The following is a 19,448-nucleotide window of genomic DNA, read 5'->3' as shown; positions in this document are numbered from 1 at the left end:
CGCCCGTACCGGCACGGCACTGGTCATGTTGCCCACTGAAAACGCAAACTATTGCGCACCTTGCGAACAGGGGAGAACCTGCGGCTATGACGCAGACCACACACCACACTCCCGACACCGCCCGGCAGGCCGATCCCTTCCCGGTCAAGGGAATGGACGCGGTCGTCTTCGCCGTGGGCAACGCCAAGCAGGCCGCGCACTACTACTCCACCGCCTTCGGCATGAAGCTGGTCGCGTACTCCGGACCGGAGAACGGCAGCCGGGAGACCGCGAGCTACGTCCTGGAGAGCGGCTCCGCCCGCTTCGTGTTCACCTCGGTGATCAAGCCCTCGACCGACTGGGGCACCTTCCTGGCCCAGCACGTGGCCGAGCACGGCGACGGCGTCGTCGACCTCGCCATCGAGGTCCCGGACGCGCGCGCCGCCCACGCCTACGCCGTCGAGCACGGCGCCCGCTCGCTCGCCGAGCCGCACGAGGTCAAGGACGAGCACGGCACCGTCGTCCTCGCCGCCATCGCCACCTACGGCGAGACCCGGCACACCCTCGTCGAGCGCACCGGCTACGACGGCCCATACCTGCCCGGGTACGTCGCCGCCAAGCCGATGGTCGCCCCGCCCGAGCAGCGCGTCTTCCAGGCCGTGGACCACTGCGTCGGCAACGTCGAACTCGGCCGCATGAACGAGTGGGTCGGCTTCTACAACAAGGTCATGGGCTTCACGAACATGAAGGAGTTCGTGGGCGACGACATCGCCACCGAGTACAGCGCGCTGATGTCGAAGGTCGTGGCCGACGGCACCCTCAAGGTGAAGTTCCCCATCAACGAGCCCGCCGTCGCCAAGAAGAAGTCCCAGATCGACGAGTACCTGGAGTTCTACGGCGGCGCCGGCGTCCAGCACATCGCGCTGAACACCAACGACATCGTGTCGACCGTCCGCGCGATGAAGGCGGCCGGCGTCGAGTTCCTGGACACCCCCGACTCGTACTACGACACGCTCGGCGAGTGGGCCGGCGAGACCCGGGTGCCCGTCGACATCCTGCGCGAGCTGAAGATCCTCGTCGACCGGGACGAGGACGGCTACCTGCTGCAGATCTTCACCAAGCCGGTCCAGGACCGTCCGACCGTCTTCTTCGAGATGATCGAGCGCCACGGCTCCATGGGCTTCGGCAAGGGCAACTTCAAGGCCCTGTTCGAGGCGATCGAGCGCGAGCAGGAGAAGCGCGGCAACCTCTGAGTCGCCGGGTGACGCCCAGTGACCCTGGTGACGTCTAGTCGGGCGGGCCCTCCACCGAGGGCTCGCCCAGCTCCGCCAGCGCCCGCCTCGCCTCCGGCGCCCGCAGCGGCGAGAAGTACGGGTTGATCGTCAGCGCCTCCCCGAGGTGCCGCCGCGCGGGCCCGTACCGCCCCAGCTCCTTCTCGATCACCCCCCGGTGGAACACGTACAGCGCGCTGCGCACCCCGCCGCCCTTGTCGCCGTCGGTCGCGATCGTCGCGAACTCCAGCGCCTCCTCGTCGGCACCGGCGCGGTGCAGTGCCCAGCCCAGCGCGTCGGCCACCGCGGTCCCCGGCTGCCGCCCCCACTCCACCCGCAGCCGCTCCACCGCCGCCGCCGGATCGCCGTGGTCCGCGTCGAGCAGTCCCAGCACCAGCTGCTCGTCGGCCCCGGCCGCCTCCGCGCCCCGCGCCCGCTCCCGCAGCAGGTCGTACTCCACCCGCGCCGCCTGGCCGAGGCCCAGCGACTCGTACAGCTCGCCCAGCTCCAGCGCGTACTCGGGGCTCGGCCGCTTGGCCAGCGCCGCCTGGTACGCCGCCAGCGCCTCCGTCGTCCGGCCCAGCGCCGCCAGCGCCCGGCCCTGCCCCGCCTGCGCGGCCCGCTGGTCCGGGTCGGTGCGCAGCGCCTCCTGGAAGAACCGCAGCGCCTCCTCGCGGTCCCCGCGCTCGAACGCCAGCCGCCCGGCCTGCTCCAGGTACGCCGCCCGCTCCGCCGGTGCCTCGGCGGCCGCCGCGGCGTCCGAGATCCGGGCCGCCGCGTCCTCCCGCCAGCCCCGGTCCCGGTAGACGGCCGCCGCCAGCGCTCCCACCGCCGCGGTGCCCGGGCGCAGCTCCATCACCTTGTCCAGGGCGCGGCCCACGCCCTTGTCGTCGCCGAGCCCGGTGTACGCGCCGATCAGCACCGCGTGCGCCGTCCACCGCTTCGGCGCCGCCTTCACCGCGCTCTCGCCCCACTGCTTCGCCGCCGGGAAGTCCCGGCGCGCCACCGCCAGCGCCGCGAGCCCCTCCAGGGCCTGCGGGTTGCGCTCCGGTTCCGTCTTCAGCGAGGTGCGCAGCGCCTTCTCGGCCTTCGGCCAGTTCGCTCCGTCGGCCGTCCGGCGGCCCTGCTCCACGTACGCGGCGCCGAGCACCGCCCACGACGCCCCGTCCAGCGGATGCGCCCGCAGATGGGTCTCCCGGTCGCCGATCAGCGCCGCCAGGTCCGGCAGCGCGGCGGGCACACCGGTGGTGACCGCCCCGCGCGCCAGCGCCGCGGGCCCCGGCGCGGGCGGGGGAGCGTCACCGTCCCCCCGGGAGAGCAGCACCAGGACCCCGCCGAGTACGGCGGCCCCGGCGACGGAGGCGATCAGCACCCGGCGCCCACGGCGCGACCGCCGCCCGGGTGCCGGTGCCTCGCCCTGTCCCCGCCGGGTGAGCCTCTCCATGACCTCCATGGCGCCCACTGTGCGCCCATACGACGATCACACCGGGCAGGCGACGGCAGCCGCCCGCGGGGTTCACACCGATGGCCGCGGATGCGAGCCTGTGATCATGAGCCGTATCGAAGCGCCTCGCGACGAAGACGACGCAGCCGCGGCGGTCAACCGCACCCCCGGCAGCCCCCTCGGCGACCCGAGCACCCTCGTCGACCGGCTGCTGGCCGGTCTGCCCGCCGGGTCGGTCCTCACCGACCCCGATGTCACGGCCGCCTACGCCAACGACATGGCCAGCTTCTGCCCGGCCGGCGCCCCCGCCGCGGTCGTCCTGCCGCGCACCGTGGCGGACGTCCAGCACGTCATGCGCACCGCCACCGAGCTGCGCGTCCCGGTGGTCCCGCAGGGCGCCCGCACCGGCCTGTCCGGCGCGGCCAACGCCACCGACGGCTGCGTGGTCCTCTCCCTCACGAAGATGGACCGCATCCTGGAGATCAACCCGGTCGACCGCGTCGCCGTCGTCGAACCGGGCGTCGTCAACGCCACGCTCTCCCGCGCGGTGAACGAACACGGCCTCTACTACCCGCCGGACCCCTCCAGCTGGGAGATGTGCACCATCGGCGGCAACATCGGCACCGCCTCCGGCGGCCTGTGCTGCGTCAAGTACGGGGTGACGGCCGAGTACGTCCTCGGCCTCGACGTCGTCCTCGCCGACGGCCGCCTGATGTCCACCGGGCGCCGCACCGCCAAGGGCGTCGCCGGGTACGACCTCACCCGGCTCTTCGTCGGCTCCGAGGGCTCACTCGGCATCGTCGTGAAGGCGGTCCTGGGGCTGCGTCCCCAGCCGCCCGAGCAGCTGGTGCTGGCCGCCGAGTTCGCCTCCGCGTCGGCGGCCTGCGACGCGATCTGCCGGATCATGGAAGGGGGCCACGTCCCCTCCCTCCTCGAACTGATGGACCGTACGACCGTCAAGGCGGTCAACGACCTCGCCCACATGGGCCTCCCGGAGACCACCGAGGCCCTGCTCCTCGCCGCCTTCGACACCACCGACCCGGCCGCCGACCTCGCCGCCGTCGGCGCCCTGTGCGAGGCCGCGGGCGCCACCCAGGTGGTCCCGGCCGAGGACGCCGCCGAGTCCGAACTGCTCCTCCAGGCCAGGCGCCTGGCCCTGACCGCCCTCGAAGCCGTCAAGGGCACCACGATGATCGACGACGTGTGCGTGCCCCGCTCCCGGCTCGGCGACATGCTGGAGGGCATCGAGCGCGTCGCCGCCAAGTACGGCCTCACCATCGGGGTCTGCGCCCACGCGGGCGACGGCAACACCCACCCCACCGTCTGCTTCGACGCCCAGGACCCCGACGAGTCCCGGCGGGCCCGCGAGTCCTTCGACGAGATCATGGCGCTCGGTCTGGAACTCGGCGGCACCATCACCGGCGAGCACGGCGTGGGCGTCCTGAAGAAGGAGTGGCTGGCGCGGGAGATCGGCCCGGTGGGCCTGGAGATGCAGCGGGCCGTCAAACAGGTCTTCGACCCGCTGGGCATCCTCAACCCGGGCAAGCTCTTCTGACCGCTGCCGCCCCTCACCGGGCGAGCAGCTCGGCCAGCCCGTCGTCGATCCCGAGCTGCGCGCCCTCGGTCCCCGGCGGCACCGCGCGCAGGGTCCGCTCCAGCCAGGCCGACACCTGGGGCGTGGGCGCCTCCAGCAGGGCGTCGCCGTCCGGGCTGCTCAGCGCGACGAGTACGACGCTGCGGCCCTCCGTCTTCGACGGCCACACCCGCACGTCCCCGTGCCCCGACGGCCGGAAGACGCCCTCCACCAGGAGGTCGCGGGCGAACGTCCAGTGCACCGGGTGGCCGGAGTCGATGTGGAAGGTGATGTGCACGGCGTAGGGGTCGTCCGTGTGGTAGCCGAGCCTGGCCGGCACCGGGATGCCGCTCTCCGGCGACAGGATGAGCCTCAGCTCCAGCTCGCGTTCCACGACGACGGGGCCGGTGGGGTTGGTGTGCATGGCGGGTTCCTCTCCCGATTCTCGTACGTCCTTGCCCGGAGAGAGCGGGCCGGGCCCGGAGCATTACGCGGGTTCGGGGAACTTTTTTCCGCACCCCGGACCGGGGCTCGGCCCGGATGTGAAGGTCCCGGCACGAGGTTGCCCGGAAAGGGGCGGGTACGGCGGGACCGGCGGTGCGGATTGCGCCCGTCTGATAGATGTTGAGGCCCCTCTATCAACCCCCGAGCAGATACGGGACGACGGACATGAGCGCCCCAACCCCGGCCCCCGGCGACGACAGGCCCCGCGAGGGGTATTACCCGGACCCGTCCATTCCCGGCTACGTCCGGTACTGGAACGGCGCCTCCTGGGTGGCGGGCACGAGCCGCCCCGCCCCCAAGGACGGCGAGCCGCTCGCGCCCCCGCCCGGCGCACGGCCCTCCGTCGAGGAGACTGGCCCGCACTTCTTCGACGAGGACCCGGTCGAGGACCCACCGCCCGCCGCCGCGTCCCAGCACGGCAGCCGTCCGGAGTCCGCAGCGGCCTGGGCCGACGACCGCGCCGCCCCGTCCGGTGCCGCCGACGCCCCGGCGCAGCGCGGCGCCTGGCCGGGCGCGGCCCGGGGCGCGGACCCGCGCGTCCCGCACGCCCGGCAGGCGGCACCGCCCTCCGACGGTCCCGCGGGCTCCGGCGCGGCGGGCACGGCAGCGGGCCCGGGGGGCTCGGCGGGCGGTGACAGTCCCGCGCAGGACGCGGCGGCCGCCTCGGGCCCGGCGGCCGCCTCGGGCCCGGCGCGTCCGGGCGCCCCGGAGGACGCCGCACCCGGCGGGGCGGAGGCCCAGGCCGGCAACACCTTCGTCTTCCGCCGGCCCACCGCGGGACGGCAGGACGCCCCCGCCGCCGCGCAGGACGAGGGCACCATGACCTTCCGCGCGGTCACCCCGCGCACGGGCCCGCAACCGGGCGGCCCCGGCCCCGAAGCCGGTCCCGGTCCCGCTTCCGGCCCCGGACCCGCCTCCGGGCCCGGGTTCGGGGCCGGCAAGGCGGCAGCCGCCCGGGCCGCCGCCGCGCAGGCGCCCCCGACGCCCGCCGCCCCCGCGGTGCCCCACCAGGCACCCCCGCAGCAGCAGCCCGCCGCCTCCGCACCGGTCGCGGCGGGCGGACCCGGTGGCGGGCAGACCTCCTGGGCGCAGCAGGTGCACCGGCTGGCCGGGGCGGGCGCGGAGGAGCTCCCCCGGCAAGCAGGTGCACCGTGGAAGCCGCCTGTCGAGGACGTCTTCCAGGCCGCCGCCCGCCGCCAGGCCGCCGCCCGGCCCGCCGGGCTCGGCAAACGGCTGGCCGCCCGGCTGATCGACACGGTCGTCCTCGGGGGCGTCACCGCCGTCGCCGCCGTACCTCTCGGCCTCAAGGCGGTCGACCACGTCAACGACAAGATCGACGAGGCCAAGCTCTCCGGCGAGACCGTCACGGTCTGGCTGCTGGACGGCACGACGTCCGTGTACCTGGGCATCGTGCTCGCCGTCCTGCTGCTCTTCGGCGTCGTCTACGAGGCGCTGCCCACCGCCAGGTGGGGCCGCACCCTGGGCAAGAGACTGCTGGGGCTCGAGGTCCGGGACATCGAGGCCCACGAGCCGCCGTCCTTCGGCGCGGCCCTGCGCCGCTGGCTGGTCTACAGCGTCCCCGGCCTCCTGGCCGTCGGCGTGGTCGGCGTCGCGTGGTGCCTGTTCGACCGCCCCTGGCACCAGTGCTGGCACGACAAGGCCGCCAACACGTTCGTCGCGGGCTAGCTTGGCCCGGGGGCGGGGGGAGCAGGGGTCTCGTCTTCGGGTGCGGGTGCGTGGGGGCTGGTCGCGCAGTTCCCCGCGCCCCTAAAAGAAGGGCGTGCACTGGACGCGCCCCTTCAGGGGCGCGGGGAACTGCGCGAGCAACCACATCGCACCCGCACCCGCCGACGCACCGTCATACCCCGCCCGGACGACGTCGGACCACGCACCCGCACTACTCCGGACGGCCGCTCGCCGGATGCGAGGAGGGAGACTCCGGGTTCGACTCGGGACATGAGCAGCGAACCGCCCCCCGGCTCCGGCGGGCAGCAGCCGCCGGACGACGACCCGCTGAGGAAGAACCCCTACGACAACCCGCCCCCCGGCGGAGGCGGCCCTCACGGCGGCCCCCCGCCCCCCGGCGGCGGAGGTCCCTACGGCGGGCCTCCGCCCGGCGGGGGCCCCTACGGCGGTGACCCGTACGGCGGTGGCGGCTACCCCGCCGATCCGCTGGCGGGGATGCCGCCGCTCGCCGACAGCGGGCGGCGCACGCTCGCGAGGATCATCGACATGATCCTCGTGGGCATCGTGGTCTGGTTGCTCAGCTGGGCCTTCAACGTCCAGGAGTACACGGTGGACGGCGACGACGTCTCCGTCGGCAAGTCCTTCGGGCAGTCCGTGATCGCCGCCGTGCTCTACATCGCGTACGACACCTACATGACCACGAGGACGGGCCAGACCCTCGGCAAGAAGTGGCTCGGGATGCGGGTGGCCAACCTGGACAACGGGGCGACGCCCTCGGTGCAGACGTCGCTGATCCGTGCCCTGGTGCTGTGGATCCCGTTCGCGTTCTGCTGCGCCTGCGTGTGGACGATCATCGCGGGTGGCTGGAGCTTCTTCGACAAGCCCTACAAACAGGGCCTGCACGACAAGGCGGCCAAGACGGTCGTGGTCAGCGCGCGCTGACGGGCCCGGACGCTCAGGCGGCCCGCCCGCGCGTCGCCTCGCCCGCTCCCGCGCCGGCGGAGACCCGGGCCGCCGCGGGCATCCGCACCGGTTCCCGGCCCGCACCGAGGCGGTGGGAGGGCACGGCGGTCATCGCGCGCGTCCTGGGCTGGGGGACCGTCATGGCGACCAGCAGCCCGAGGGCGAGGGCCGCGACGGCGATGAGGGCGACTCCGGGACCCGAACTCGTCCGCGACAGCAGCAGCATGGCGAGGGTCGAGAAGATCACGGTGCACGAACCGTAGGCGAACTGGGCGGCAGTCGGACGGGGCATGGCCATCGTGTCCTCGGAAGACAATCATGGGGTGAGACGGGCTGTCGGCCTGGCTTTCCGCCGGCTTCCGGGCGTTCCGCCAAGCGACTCTAACCCGCTGTGTGCCCGAGTGGAACCAGCAGTAAGCACGACCTAACCGACACGGCCGATGCACGGGGGGCGCACGGATTCATGACGTCCGGGAAGTGGACGGTCCCGCGCGCCCGTCGGGTGCCGGACGGGCCCCGACGTACCGGCCTCAGGTCACGATCCGGTGTCCGCAAAGCGAACGACGGCTCCGCATAGTGCACTTGTTCTGCTCAAGTCAAGGTCTGTCTTTTCCGGTGAACCTCTAGTCGAATGTCGTCACTTGACTACACGCGTTGAGCACGTGTGCGCGGACTTTGCCATGTCCTGGTCCCCCCATCCGCGCGCGTGGACGCGGGGGAGGAACTCAAGTGACCAGAAGATCCTGGACGTTCAGAACGGCGGCGACCACCGTCGCACTCGCCGCAGCCACCGCCACGATGTCGGCGGCCGGCGTGGCGCAGGCGGACTCGCCGTCCCGGCCGGAGGCCGTGGACCGCCACGACCCCAGCCCGGACAAGACCACTCGCTCCCACGACCTGAAGGGCCCCCTGAGCGACACTCAGGCCGCCCAGCGTGAGGAGGCCCTGAAGCAGGTCATATCCGGCAACGCGTCGGTGAAGAAGAAGGACGGCTCCAACGTCGTCCAGCTGAAGAGCAAGAAGGGCGACGCCAAGTACGTCGAGCTGGGCCGGGAGAAGACCGACAAGATCTTCACCATCCTGGTCGAGTTCGGCGACCAGGTCGACAGCCGCTACGGCGGCACCCCCGGCCCGCTGCACAACCAGATAGCCAAGCCGAACCGCAAGACCGACAACTCCACGGCCTGGCAGGAGGACTACGACCAGGAGCACTTCCAGGACCTGTACTTCGGTTCCGGCAAGGGCGTCAACTCGGTCAAGACCTACTACGAGAAGCAGTCCTCCGGCCGCTACTCGGTCGACGGCGAGGTCTCCGACTGGGTCAAGGTCCCGTACAACGAGGCCCGCTACGGCTCCAACAAGTGCGACCCCGACAACTGCGCCTGGTACGCGGTGCAGGACGGCGTCACCGCCTGGGTCGCCGACCAGAAGGCGGCCGGCCGCACCGACGCCCAGATCAAGTCCCAGCTGACCCAGTACGACCAGTGGGACCGCTACGACTTCGACGGCGACGGCGACTTCAACGAGCCCGACGGCTACATCGACCACTTCCAGATCGTGCACGCCGGCGAGGACGAGTCCGCGGGCGGCGGCGCGCAGGGCGAGGACGCCATCTGGGCCCACCGCTGGTACGCCTTCGGCACCGACGCCGGCGCCACCGGCCCCGCCGACAACAAGCTCGGCGGCACCCAGATCGGCGACACCGGCATCTGGGTCGGCGACTACACCATCCAGCCGGAGAACGGCGGACTCGGCGTCTACGCGCACGAGTACGGCCACGACCTCGGCCTGCCGGACCACTACGACACCGCCGGCGGCGACAACTCCACCGGCTTCTGGACGCTGATGTCGTCCGGCTCGTGGCTGGGCACCGGCCGCAACGAGATCGGCGACCTGCCCGGCGACATGAACGCCTGGGACAAGCTCCAGCTGGGCTGGCTGAACTACGACACCGCCAAGGCGGGCGTCAACTCCTGGCACAAGCTGGGCCTGGCCGAGTACAACACCAAGCACAAGCAGGGCCTGGTCGTCGAGCTGCCGAAGGAGAAGGTCACCACCGAGATCGTGCCCCCCGCCGAGGGTGAGACCCAGTGGTGGAGCGGCAGCGGCAACGACCTCAAGAACACCCTGAGCCGCAGCGTCGACCTCACCGGCAAGTCGTCCGCCTCCCTCACCCTGGACGGCTGGTACGACATCGAGGCCGACTACGACTTCCTCTACACCGAGGTGTCCACCGACGGCGGCGCCAACTGGACCGCGATCGACGGCACCTTCGACGGGCAGCCGATCCAGCGCGACGGCAGTGACAAGCCTGCCCTGAGCGCCACCGTGGACGCCTACGGCAAGCTGGTCTACCCGCTGGACGCCTACGCCGGCAAGAAGATCGACCTGCGCTTCCGCTACCAGACCGACGGCGGCCTGGCCATGAAGGGCTTCACCGCCGACGAGATCGCGGTGACGGCCGACGGCGAGACGCTCTTCTCGGACAACGCGGAGACCGCGGACGACGCCTGGAAGGCGGTCGGCTTCACCCGCAAGGGCGCCTCCTTCACCAAGGAGTACGCGCAGTACTACATCGCCGAGAACCGGCAGTACGTGTCGTACGACAAGACGCTGAAGACCGGCCCGTACAACTTCGGCTTCTCCGAGCGCCCGAACTGGGTCGAGCACTACGCGTACCAGAACGGCCTGCTGATCTGGAAGTGGGACACGTCCCAGGCGGACAACAACACCAGCCAGCACCCGGGCAAGGGCCTGGTCCTGCCGATCGACTCGCACCCGACCGCGCTGAAGTGGAAGGACGGGACGCTGATGCGCAACCGCTTCCAGGCGTACGACTCGCCGTTCAGCCTCTACCGCACGGACGGCATGACGCTGCACAAGGCGGACGTCGCGAAGTACGTCCCGGGCTCGAAGGGCGTCTCGGTCTTCAACGACCGCAAGAACGACTACTACGACCCGGCGAACCCGACCGGCGGTGTCAAGATCACTGACACCAACACGAAGATCAAGATCCTGAAGGAGGCCAAGAACGGCTCGACGATCGAGCTCGAGGTTGGCCCCGCGGGCAGGTAAATAGCATCTGCCCAGGTCAGAGCATGATCGGCGGTGACCCCCTGGCGGGTCGCCGCCGATCCGTGTTTAGGTGCGTCCTGTGGTTCTCTTATTGACACCGGGTCCGACAACCGGACCGGCACAGGCTGACTCGGGGGTATGACCGCATGGCCGCAGGAGGCTTCTGCAAGCTGCCGAACGGCACGGTGGTGGTGGCACTGAACCTGCCCAGCCCCGCCCCGGCGAGCGCCGGCAGCGTGCGTTTTCTCGTCCACGCCCAGAACCGGGCGCGCGCCCTGACCAGGCTGCGCAACCTGGGGCTGCGCAGCGTCTACCTGCGGGGCAACGCGGCCCCGCCCACCCCGGACGAGATCACCGCGGTCCTGCACCACCCGGACGGCCTGATATGGCGCACGGCACCGGTGGCAGGTGCCGTGGGCGGCCCGGACCTGGTCCAGGAGCTGTGGCACCCGATCCGCGCCCTGCTCAGACGCCCGACCGCGCAGACCTAGGGAGCTACTGCACGACCGGCTTGCCGGACAGCTCCACGCCCGCCTGGCGCAGCTCCTCCAGCGCCCGCTCGGTGGTCTCCGCGGCCACTCCGGCGGTCAGGTCGAGCAGCACCTGCGTGCGGAAGCCCTCGCGGGCGGCGTCCAGTGCGGTGGCCCGCACGCAGTGGTCGGTGGCGATGCCCACGACGTCGACCTCGTCGATCTCGCGGGAGCGCAGCCACTCGGCGAGGCCCGTGCCGTTCTCGTCGGCGCCCTCGAAGCCGCTGTAGGCGGCCGCGTACGCGCCCTTGTCGAAGACGGCGTCTATCGCGCCGGAGGCGACGGCCGGGGCGAAGTTCGGGTGGAAGCCGACCCCCTCGGTGCCGGCGACGCAGTGCGCCGGCCAGGAGTGGACGTAGTCCGGGTTGTCGGCGAAGTGGCCGCCCGGCGCCACGTGGTGGTCGCGGGTGGCCACGACGTGGCGGTAGCCGGCGGGCGCCTGCCCGATCAGCTCGGTGATGGCGGCGGCCACGTCGGCACCGCCGGACACCGCGAGGCTGCCTCCCTCGCAGAAGTCGTTCTGCACGTCTACGACGATCAAGGCGCGGCGCATGGTCGGTGTCCTTCGAATGGGTCGACTGTGGAAGAGGGAGATCCGGGGCTGATTCGGCCCTTGTGGGACCGCACCAGCTTCAGGGGGTGTCGTCTGGATCTTGCCGGGGTCGCGGGGTCTGGCACGCACATCTGCGGCGTTGTCGTCGGTTGCCAGGGCTCCGCCCTGTCGCCCTCCTCCGCCTTGCAGCTGCACGCACCAGACCCCGCTCGGGTTGGTTGTAGAGCACCGTCGTCCGGAGTCGGCCGGATCCAGACGACACCCCCTAGCTACCCGAGCCTCACTGTGCGTACTCCGTCGGAATGACGGGTTCCCCTCGGGAGAGCTGGGTGGCGGACAGCGGGAGGTTGGCGCGGGCCGCCGCGTGCCGGTCCCGGGCGGCGTCCAGGGGCTCGCGGGCGACGACCTCGCCGCCCTTGACCAGCTCGACCAGGAGCTGCCGGCCGGCGAGGGCGTCGGGCACCGGCCCGGTGCCGACCACCTCGGCCTCGGCGTACCCGTCCGCGTCCAGGCGCCGCGCGGCCCACTTGCGGCCGCCGACGGAGGTCTTGCCGCCGCTGGACTTCTTGGCCACCGGCACCAGCGGCGCGCCCTCCTCGCCGGACTCGGCGCGGGCGACCAGCTTGTAGACCATCGAGGCCGTCGGGTGCCCGGAGCCGGTCACCAGCTGGGTGCCGACGCCGTAGGCGTCCACGGGCGCCGCCGCCAGCGAGGCGATGGCGTACTCGTCCAGGTCCGAGGTCACGACGATCTTCGTCTCGGTGGCGCCCAGCTCGTCCAGCTGCTGGCGCACCCGGTGCGCGACCAGCAGCAGGTCGCCGGAGTCGATGCGCACGGCGCCCAGCTCGGGCCCGGCGACCTCCACGGCCGTCCGGACCGCCTCGGCGACGTCGTAGGTGTCCACCAGGAGCGTGGTGTCCCCGCCCAGCGAGTCCACCTGGGCGCGGAATGCGTCCCGCTCGTTGTCGTGCAGCAGGGTGAAGGCGTGGGCGGAGGTGCCGACGGTGGGGATGTTGTAGCGGAAGCCGGCGGCCAGGTCGGAGGTGGTCGCGAAGCCGCCGACGTAGGCCGAGCGGGCGGCGGCGACGGCGGCCAGCTCGTGGGTGCGGCGGGCGCCCATCTCGATCAGCGGGCGCTGTCCGGCCGCGGAGGACATGCGGGAGGCGGCGGCCGCTATCGCCGAGTCGTGGTTGAGGATGGACAGGATCACCGTCTCCAGCAGCACGCACTCGCCGAAGGTGCCCTCGACCCGCATGATCGGCGAGCCCGGGAAGTAGACCTCGCCCTCGGGGTAGCCCCAGATGTCGCCGCTGAACCGGTACCGGGCGAGCCAGTCCAGGGTCTCCTCGTCGACGATGTCCCTCTCGCGCAGGAAGCGCAGCACGTCCGCGTCGAAGCGGAAGTTCTCCACCGCGTCCAGCACCCGTCCGGTGCCCGCCACGACGCCGTAGCGGCGGCCGTCCGGCAGCCGCCGGGTGAAGACCTCGAACACGCTCCGCCGCCCGGCCGTACCGGCCTTCAGCGCGGCTCGGAGCATGGTCAGCTCGTACTGGTCCGTGAAGAGCGCCGTCGAGGGGACGTCCACCGGCAGCCCAAGGTCCGCTGTGTTCATACGACGGATCGTACCCCCATTTCGTCACTCTGACGATTTCAATCGTCGTCCGGTGCGCGTGGCGCCCGCCACAGGCCCGTTTGTGCGGGTGCCCCCCTGTGGTGGCAGCATGGGCTGTGTGACGGCAGCCGCACCCATGGAGATCGAGAAGACCGAGTCGGCGGAGGAGGTCTTCGCCGTACCCGAGCCCGACGTGCCCTGGGTGACGATCGTCCACAACGATCCCGTCAACCTCATGAGCTACGTGACGTACGTCTTCCAGTCGTACTTCGGCTACTCCAAGGACAAGGCCACCAAGCTCATGATGGACGTCCACCACAAGGGCCGGGCGGTCGTCTCCAGCGGTAGCCGGGAGGAGATGGAACGGGACGTACAGGCCATGCACGGCTACGGCCTGTGGGCCACCCTCCAGCAGGACCGGAAATGAGCCCGGAAACGACCCACGCCCGCCCGCAGGACGGAAGCAGCTGAATCGCCTTCATGCCCGGACAATTCGAACCGCTCCCCGGCGGCGGCGCGGCCGTCGCGCTCGACGACGTCGAGATCTCCATCATCCGCTCGCTGGCCGTGCAGCTCCTGGAGCTGATCGGCCCCGGGCCCGCCGAGGACGCCTCCGACGACCCGCTCGCCGAGCTGTTCGCCGACGGCCCGAGCGAACCGCCCTCCGACCCGGTGCTGCGCCGGCTGTTCCCGGACGCCTACGGCGACCCCGAGGGCGCCCCGCAGGCCCAGGAGGCCGAGGAGCAGCGGGCGCACTCCGCGGAGTTCCGCCGCTACACCGAGAACGACCTGCGGGCCGGCAAGCGGGACAACGCGCTTGCGGTGGTCCGCACCCTGGACGCCCTCTCCTCGGCGTCGGCGGGCGAGGAGGGCGCGGTGCTGAAACTGTCGCCCGAGGAGTCGCAGCAGTGGCTGCGCGCCCTGAACGACCTGCGCCTGGCGATCGGCTCCCGCCTGGAGATCGCCGACGAGGACGACGCCGACCTGCTCTACCGGCTCCCGGACGAGGACCCGCGCAAGCCGATGGTGATGGCCTACCTGTGGCTCGGCGGGCTCCAGGAGTCGCTCGTCGCGACCCTTATGCCCTGACCGAGACCGATTCGTCACTCTCCGTGTCCGCTCAGCGGGGCCTCAAATCCGGATAACGATCCCGTCAAAGCCGCGCCTCCTTTGTCCCGGAGGTGCGGCTTTTGTCCGCTTCTCCCTGTGTGACACGTCACAGTCCGCCCCTGTGATCAGCGCCGCCGTCGTGGTAAATCTTCACGACCGCCCGGCGAACACCACCCGAATGTTCGGCCGGGTGCGCCACCGAGCCGGCAGACCGCCGGCCAGGCACCGAGCGGGATGTGAGGCCCGCTCAGCTCCATCATCCGGGGGGATCGAGACCCGATCCGAGGCCGACAGAAGGTCCGGATCGGCATGGAGAAAGGCGCACCACACATGACCTCTGCGCAGGTCGACACGGACAAGGCCCCCGAAGAGGGCTACGAGCGCGGTCTCAACAGCCGCCAGGTCCAGATGATCGCGATCGGCGGCGCCATCGGCGTCGGTCTCTTTCTGGGCGCCGGGGCCAACATCGCCAAGGCCGGCCCCAGCATCATCCTCATGTACGCCCTCGCGGGTGTGATCATCTTCTTCATCATGCGGGCGCTCGGCGAGTTGCTCCTCTACCGACCCGTCTCCGGCTCCTTCGCCGAGTACTCGCGCGAGTTCCTCGGCCCCTTCTTCGGTTACTTCACCGGCTGGACGTACTGGCTGATGTGGGTGGTCACCGGCATGGCGGAACTCACCGCCGCCGCCATCTACATCCACTACTGGTTCCCGGACATCCCGCAATGGGTCTCGGCCCTGGTCTTCCTGGTCCTGCTGTTCGTGGCCAACCTGATCTCGGTGAAGCTGTTCGGCGAGATCGAGTTCTGGTTCTCGATGGTCAAGGTCACCGCCATCATCGGCATGATCGTGATCGGCGTCGGTGTGCTCACCCTCGGCTTCAGCCAGGCCGGTGACACCGCCGCGGTCTCCAACCTGTGGGAGTTCGACGGCTTCTTCCCCAAGGGCATCGGCTCGTCCCTGATGACCCTCCAGGGCGTCATGTTCGCCTACCTCGCCGTCGAGCTGGTCGGCGTCACCGCGGGTGAGTCCGAGAACCCCGAGAAGACCCTCCCCAAGGCGATCAACACCCTGCCCTGGCGCATCGCCCTCTTCTACGTCGGCGCCCTCACCGTCATCCTGGCGGTGGTCAAGTGGACCGAGTTCGCCGAGGGCGTCAGCCCCTTCGTGGAGGCCTTCGCCGTCATCGGCATCCCGGCCGGCGCCGGCATCGTCAACTTCGTCGTGCTCACCGCCGCCCTGTCCTCCTGCAACTCCGGCATGTACTCCACGGGCCGGATGCTGCGCACCCTCGCGGACAACGGCGAGGCGCCCAGGATCTTCAACAAGCTCTCCTCGACGAAGACCCCGGCCATCGGCATCGCCGTCTCGGTGGTCTTCATGGCCATCGGCGTGGTCCTGAACTACCTCGTCCCGGAGAAGGCCTTCGGCTACGTCACCTCCGTCGCCACCGCCGCAGGCATCTGGACCTGGCTGATGATCCTCATCAGCCACGTGCGCTACCGCCGCAAGGTCGTCGCGGGCCGCCTGCCCGCCTCCTCCTTCCCGGCGCCGGGCGGCTCGGTCTGCTCCTACATCGCCATCGCCTTCCTCCTCTTCGTCACCTGCCTGATCGCCTACGACGCCGACGCCCGCGTCTGCCTGTACGTGATGGCCGGCTGGGCAGCCGCCCTCGGCATCGGCTGGGCGGTGCTCAAGAGCCGCAACCCGCGGATCACCGAGCGGCCCGGCGAGCCGGAGTTCGAGAAGATCGGCTGACGGACCCACCGAACGCCGCCGACCAGCGCCTTCGCGCGCACCGCGGACGTCCGGCCACCGGGGACGCTCGTGGCTTCCCCTACGGCCACCGCTCAGGATGTCCGGCATGTGGGCTCCCCCGTACCACCCACCGGTACGGGGGAGCCCGTCTGCTTATCCTGGCCGCATGCTGACCATCACACAGGCCCTGTACGACCAGATCGTCGCCCACGCGCGCGAGGACCACCCCGACGAGGCGTGCGGCGTGGTGGCCGGTCCCGTCGGCGAGGGCCGCCCCGAGCGGTTCATCCCCATGCTCAACGCGGCCCGCTCGCCCACCTTCTACGAGTTCGACTCGCAGGATCTCCTCAAGCTCTACCGAGAGATGGACGACCGCGACGAGGAGCCGGTGGTCATCTACCACTCGCACACCGCCACCGAGGCCCACCCCTCCCGCACCGACATCACCTACGCCAACGAGCCCGGCGCCCACTACGTCCTCGTCTCCACCGCGGACACCGACGGGGCCGGCGAGTTCCAGTTCCGCTCGTTCCGGATCGTGGAGGGCGAGGTCACGGAAGAGGAGGTCACGGTCGTCGAGGCGTACTGATCTCATTCAACGGACGAAAATGGTCCATCAGGTGAGATCACACTCCGGATGCCGGACCGGGAATCGATACGATGAGCCCATGGTTCTTCTCGACGTGAGCGACAAGGCGCCGGGCATGCTGCTCGTGGCGCGGCTGCACGTCGACCTGTGCAGGCTGAAAAGCGCCATCTGTTGATCTTCGTTGCCGCCGTACGGCCGTGAGCCGCGGCGTGCTGACGTGTGCCGCCGCGCGCCCTACGAACCCACGACAAACTTCCGACAGGAGCACTCAGCCATGGCCATCGAGGTCCGCATCCCGACCATCCTCCGCCAGTACACCGACGGCCAGAAGGCGGTGGAGGGCACCGGGGACACCCTCGCCCAGCTCTTCGCCGACCTCGAGACCCGGCACACGGGCATCCAGGCCCGCATCGTCGAGGGTGAGCAGCTCCGCCGCTTCGTCAACGTCTACCTGAACGACGAGGACGTCCGCTTCCTGGACGGCATCGACACCAAGCTGTCCGACGGCGACAGCATCACGATCCTGCCGGCGGTCGCCGGTGGCATGGCCTGATCGCCGATGCGCTACGACTCCCCGCTGGCCGCGGTGGGCAACACTCCCCTGGTGTGCCTGCCGCGGCTGTCGCCGTCCGACGACGTCCGCATCTGGGCCAAGCTGGAGGACCGCAACCCGACCGGCTCGATCAAGGACCGTCCCGCGCTCCACATGATCGAACAGGCGGAGAAGGACGGCCGCCTCACCAAAGGCTGCACGATCCTGGAGCCGACCAGCGGCAACACCGGCATCTCCCTGGCCATGGCCGCCAGACTCAAGGGCTACCGCATCGTCTGCGTCATGCCCGAGAACACCTCCCAGGAGCGCCGCGACCTGCTCACCATGTGGGGCGCGGAGATCATCTCCTCCCCGGCCGCGGGCGGCTCCAACACCGCCGTACGCGTCGCCAAGGAACTCTCCGCCGAACACCCGGACTGGGTGATGCTCTACCAGTACGGCAACCCGGACAACGCCGGCGCCCACTACGCCGGCACCGGCCCCGAGATCCTCGCCGACCTGCCCTCGGTCACGCACTTCGTCGCGGGCCTCGGGACGACGGGCACGTTGATGGGTGTCGGCCGCTACCTGCGCGAGCACAACCCGGACGTGAAGATCGTCGCCGCCGAACCGCGCTACGACGACCTCGTGTACGGCCTGCGCAACCTCGACGAGGGCTTCGTCCCCGAGCTGTACGACGCCTCCGTCCTCACCACCCGCTTCTCGGTGGGCTCCGCCGACGCGGTCACCCGCACCCGTGAGCTGCTCCAGCAGGAGGGCATCTTCGCGGGCGTCTCCACCGGCGCCGCCCTGCACGCCGCGATCGGCGTCGGGAAGAAGGCGGTCAAGGCGGGGGAGAGCGCGGACATCGTGTTCGTCGTCGCCGACGGCGGCTGGAAGTACCTCTCCACCGGCGTCTACACCGCGGCCACCACCGAAGAGGCCATCGAAACCCTCCAGGGCCAGCTCTGGGCCTGACGGCTCCTCCCGGCGAACCGCCCCGCGACGTACGCGTCGCGGGGCGCTTCAGCTTTCGGGCCCCCGCCCGCCGCGCCCGTCCCGCCGGCCCCGGGGGCGCCGCCCCCGGCCACGAGGCCGCCGGCCCCGGCCCCAGCCGTCGACGAGCGTCGCCACGAGCGCGAGCAGCACCACCGCCGCGAAGACGAGCCACCAGGACGTGTCCATACCGACGACGGTACCGGCGCACGCCGCAGCCGCGCGCCCCTTACGTGGCCCCGCACTCCCCGCTTCCAGCCGAACCGGTGATCCCACAGGTGAGTTCGCCCACAACGGCCCCTGGCGGAGGAGCGACCGCAGGTTTTGCGCCTTACGCTCGACGGACCGCACGACCCCCGTCTCTCCACACGCGCCAGCGGAGGTTTCTGCTTCATGAAGCTCACCGTCGTCGGCTGCTCGGGGTCGTTCCCGTCCGCGGAATCGGCCTGCTCGAGCTACCTCGTCGAGGCCGACGGCTTCCGGCTGCTCCTCGACATGGGCAACGGCGCCCTCGGCGAGCTGCAGCGCCACTGCGGTCTCTACGACCTCGACGCGATCTTCCTCAGCCATCTGCACGCCGACCACTGCATCGACATGTGCGCCTACTTCGTGGCGCGCTACTACCGGCACGACGGCGGTCGCTGCGCCCCGCTCCCGGTCTACGGACCCGAGGGCACCGAGCACCGGCTGACCACCGCCTACGCCGACACCCCGTCCGCCTCCTCCATGAGCGAGGTGTTCGACTTCCACACGGTCAAGCCGTCCACCTTCGAGGTCGGCCCGTTCACCGTGCACACCGAGCGCGTCGCCCACCCCGTGGAGGCCTACGCCATCCGCGTCGAGCACGGCGGCCGCTCACTGACGTACTCCGGCGACACGGGCGCCACCCCCGTGCTGGACGAACTCGCCCGCGACACCGACCTGTTCCTGTGCGAGGCCGCCTTCACGCACGGCAAGGAGAACATCCCCGACCTGCACCTCAACGGACGCGAGGCGGGCCAGAGCGCCGCCCGGGCCGGCGCCCGGCGCCTGGTGCTCACCCACATCCCCCCGTGGACCGACCCCTCGGTCAACCTGGCCGACGCGCGCGAGGTGTACGACGGGACGGTGGAGGTCGCCGCCGCGGGCGCGGTGTACGAGATCTGAGCCCGCGACACCCGCGGCCCGCGTGACACCGGCGGCACCCGCGGCAGCGTGACACCGGCGGCACCCGCGACACCCGCGGCACGGCAGCGCGAAGGCCCCGGAACCTTCGCGGTTCCGGGGCCTTCGT

At 71.3% G+C, this 19,448-nt stretch carries 20 protein-coding genes; 14 read left to right on the top strand and 6 right to left on the bottom strand.

Annotated elements, in window-relative coordinates:
* Positions 1-86 precede the first annotated feature (86 nt).
* Complete coding sequence (gene hppD, locus ACFYZ3_RS16630; protein WP_115742373.1) at positions 87-1,232, top strand: 4-hydroxyphenylpyruvate dioxygenase; 1,146 nt, start codon at positions 87-89, stop codon at positions 1,230-1,232.
* A gap of 34 nt (positions 1,233-1,266) precedes the next feature.
* Here the strand turns inward: hppD and ACFYZ3_RS16625 are convergent, their stop codons facing one another.
* Positions 1,267-2,703, bottom strand: a complete 1,437-nt coding sequence (locus ACFYZ3_RS16625; RefSeq protein ID WP_388517650.1) for a tetratricopeptide repeat protein — start codon at positions 2,701-2,703, stop codon at positions 1,267-1,269.
* 91 nt (positions 2,704-2,794) lie between these two features.
* On the opposite strand from ACFYZ3_RS16625, the gene ACFYZ3_RS16620 reads away from it, so the two are divergent.
* Positions 2,795-4,249, top strand: coding sequence for an FAD-binding oxidoreductase (locus ACFYZ3_RS16620; protein ID WP_388517647.1), 1,455 nt, complete (start codon positions 2,795-2,797; stop codon positions 4,247-4,249).
* A gap of 13 nt (positions 4,250-4,262) precedes the next feature.
* Here ACFYZ3_RS16620 and ACFYZ3_RS16615 read toward each other — a convergent pair whose 3' ends face one another.
* Complete coding sequence (locus ACFYZ3_RS16615) at positions 4,263-4,691, bottom strand: SsgA family sporulation/cell division regulator (RefSeq protein ID WP_360999663.1); 429 nt, start codon at positions 4,689-4,691, stop codon at positions 4,263-4,265.
* Between the two features lie 245 nt (positions 4,692-4,936).
* On the opposite strand from ACFYZ3_RS16615, the gene ACFYZ3_RS16610 reads away from it, so the two are divergent.
* On the top strand, positions 4,937-6,457 hold the full coding sequence (locus tag ACFYZ3_RS16610) for an RDD family protein (protein ID WP_388517644.1): 1,521 nt from the start codon (positions 4,937-4,939) through the stop codon (positions 6,455-6,457).
* Between the two features lie 270 nt (positions 6,458-6,727).
* Positions 6,728-7,399 carry an RDD family protein gene (locus ACFYZ3_RS16605; RefSeq protein WP_388517641.1) on the top strand — a complete coding sequence of 224 codons (672 nt, stop codon included), beginning with the start codon at positions 6,728-6,730 and terminating at the stop codon, positions 7,397-7,399.
* Between the two features lie 13 nt (positions 7,400-7,412).
* Here ACFYZ3_RS16605 and ACFYZ3_RS16600 read toward each other — a convergent pair whose 3' ends face one another.
* Complete coding sequence (locus ACFYZ3_RS16600) at positions 7,413-7,712, bottom strand: hypothetical protein (protein ID WP_388517638.1); 300 nt, start codon at positions 7,710-7,712, stop codon at positions 7,413-7,415.
* A 437-nt stretch (positions 7,713-8,149) separates the two neighbouring features.
* Here ACFYZ3_RS16600 and ACFYZ3_RS16595 point away from each other — a divergent pair, with 437 nt between their 5' ends.
* Complete coding sequence (locus ACFYZ3_RS16595; RefSeq protein ID WP_388517635.1) at positions 8,150-10,495, top strand: immune inhibitor A domain-containing protein; 2,346 nt, start codon at positions 8,150-8,152, stop codon at positions 10,493-10,495.
* A 146-nt stretch (positions 10,496-10,641) separates the two neighbouring features.
* Positions 10,642-10,986, top strand: coding sequence for a hypothetical protein (locus ACFYZ3_RS16590; RefSeq protein WP_003975892.1), 345 nt, complete (start codon positions 10,642-10,644; stop codon positions 10,984-10,986).
* Positions 10,987-10,990: 4 nt separating this feature from the next.
* Here the strand turns inward: ACFYZ3_RS16590 and ACFYZ3_RS16585 are convergent, their stop codons facing one another.
* The gene (locus tag ACFYZ3_RS16585; protein WP_388517632.1) at positions 10,991-11,578 is read right to left on the bottom strand and encodes a nicotinamidase; all 588 of its coding nucleotides are present in this window, start codon (positions 11,576-11,578) and stop codon (positions 10,991-10,993) included.
* 280 nt (positions 11,579-11,858) lie between these two features.
* Complete coding sequence (locus ACFYZ3_RS16580; protein WP_388517629.1) at positions 11,859-13,190, bottom strand: nicotinate phosphoribosyltransferase; 1,332 nt, start codon at positions 13,188-13,190, stop codon at positions 11,859-11,861.
* A 109-nt stretch (positions 13,191-13,299) separates the two neighbouring features.
* On the opposite strand from ACFYZ3_RS16580, the gene clpS reads away from it, so the two are divergent.
* The 7 genes from clpS to ACFYZ3_RS16545 all read left to right on the top strand — a co-directional run bounded on the left by clpS (position 13,300) and on the right by ACFYZ3_RS16545 (position 18,157).
* Positions 13,300-13,617, top strand: coding sequence for an ATP-dependent Clp protease adapter ClpS (gene clpS / locus ACFYZ3_RS16575; protein ID WP_003975895.1), 318 nt, complete (start codon positions 13,300-13,302; stop codon positions 13,615-13,617).
* Between the two features lie 53 nt (positions 13,618-13,670).
* Entirely contained in the window at positions 13,671-14,279 is a 609-nt protein-coding gene (locus ACFYZ3_RS16570; protein WP_388517625.1) for a DUF2017 domain-containing protein, read from the top strand.
* Between the two features lie 351 nt (positions 14,280-14,630).
* The gene (locus ACFYZ3_RS16565; protein WP_388517622.1) at positions 14,631-16,058 is read left to right on the top strand and encodes an amino acid permease; all 1,428 of its coding nucleotides are present in this window, start codon (positions 14,631-14,633) and stop codon (positions 16,056-16,058) included.
* A 166-nt stretch (positions 16,059-16,224) separates the two neighbouring features.
* Positions 16,225-16,647 (top strand): Mov34/MPN/PAD-1 family protein, encoded by a 423-nt coding sequence (locus ACFYZ3_RS16560; RefSeq protein WP_388517619.1) that lies wholly within the window; start codon positions 16,225-16,227, stop codon positions 16,645-16,647.
* 79 nt (positions 16,648-16,726) lie between these two features.
* Complete coding sequence (locus ACFYZ3_RS16555) at positions 16,727-16,822, top strand: putative leader peptide (protein ID WP_356858523.1); 96 nt, start codon at positions 16,727-16,729, stop codon at positions 16,820-16,822.
* Between the two features lie 99 nt (positions 16,823-16,921).
* Positions 16,922-17,200: a MoaD/ThiS family protein gene (locus ACFYZ3_RS16550; RefSeq protein ID WP_388517616.1), complete on the top strand. Its 279-nt coding sequence runs from the start codon at positions 16,922-16,924 to the stop codon at positions 17,198-17,200.
* 6 nt (positions 17,201-17,206) lie between these two features.
* Positions 17,207-18,157: a PLP-dependent cysteine synthase family protein gene (locus tag ACFYZ3_RS16545; protein WP_388517613.1), complete on the top strand. Its 951-nt coding sequence runs from the start codon at positions 17,207-17,209 to the stop codon at positions 18,155-18,157.
* Between the two features lie 48 nt (positions 18,158-18,205).
* Here ACFYZ3_RS16545 and ACFYZ3_RS16540 read toward each other — a convergent pair whose 3' ends face one another.
* A complete protein-coding gene (locus tag ACFYZ3_RS16540) occupies positions 18,206-18,364 on the bottom strand; it encodes a hypothetical protein (RefSeq protein ID WP_388517902.1) in 159 nt (52 codons plus the stop codon).
* A 204-nt stretch (positions 18,365-18,568) separates the two neighbouring features.
* Here ACFYZ3_RS16540 and ACFYZ3_RS16535 point away from each other — a divergent pair, with 204 nt between their 5' ends.
* A complete protein-coding gene (locus ACFYZ3_RS16535) occupies positions 18,569-19,321 on the top strand; it encodes an MBL fold metallo-hydrolase (protein WP_388517610.1) in 753 nt (250 codons plus the stop codon).
* Positions 19,322-19,448: the final 127 nt, after the last annotated feature.

This window comes from Streptomyces sp. NPDC001599, from assembly GCF_042893535.1.
In the GTDB taxonomy this organism is placed as follows: Bacteria; Actinomycetota; Actinomycetes; order Streptomycetales; family Streptomycetaceae; genus Streptomyces.
Note: the sequence above shows the minus strand (reverse complement) of the source record. Positions and strands in the feature narration are given on the sequence as shown.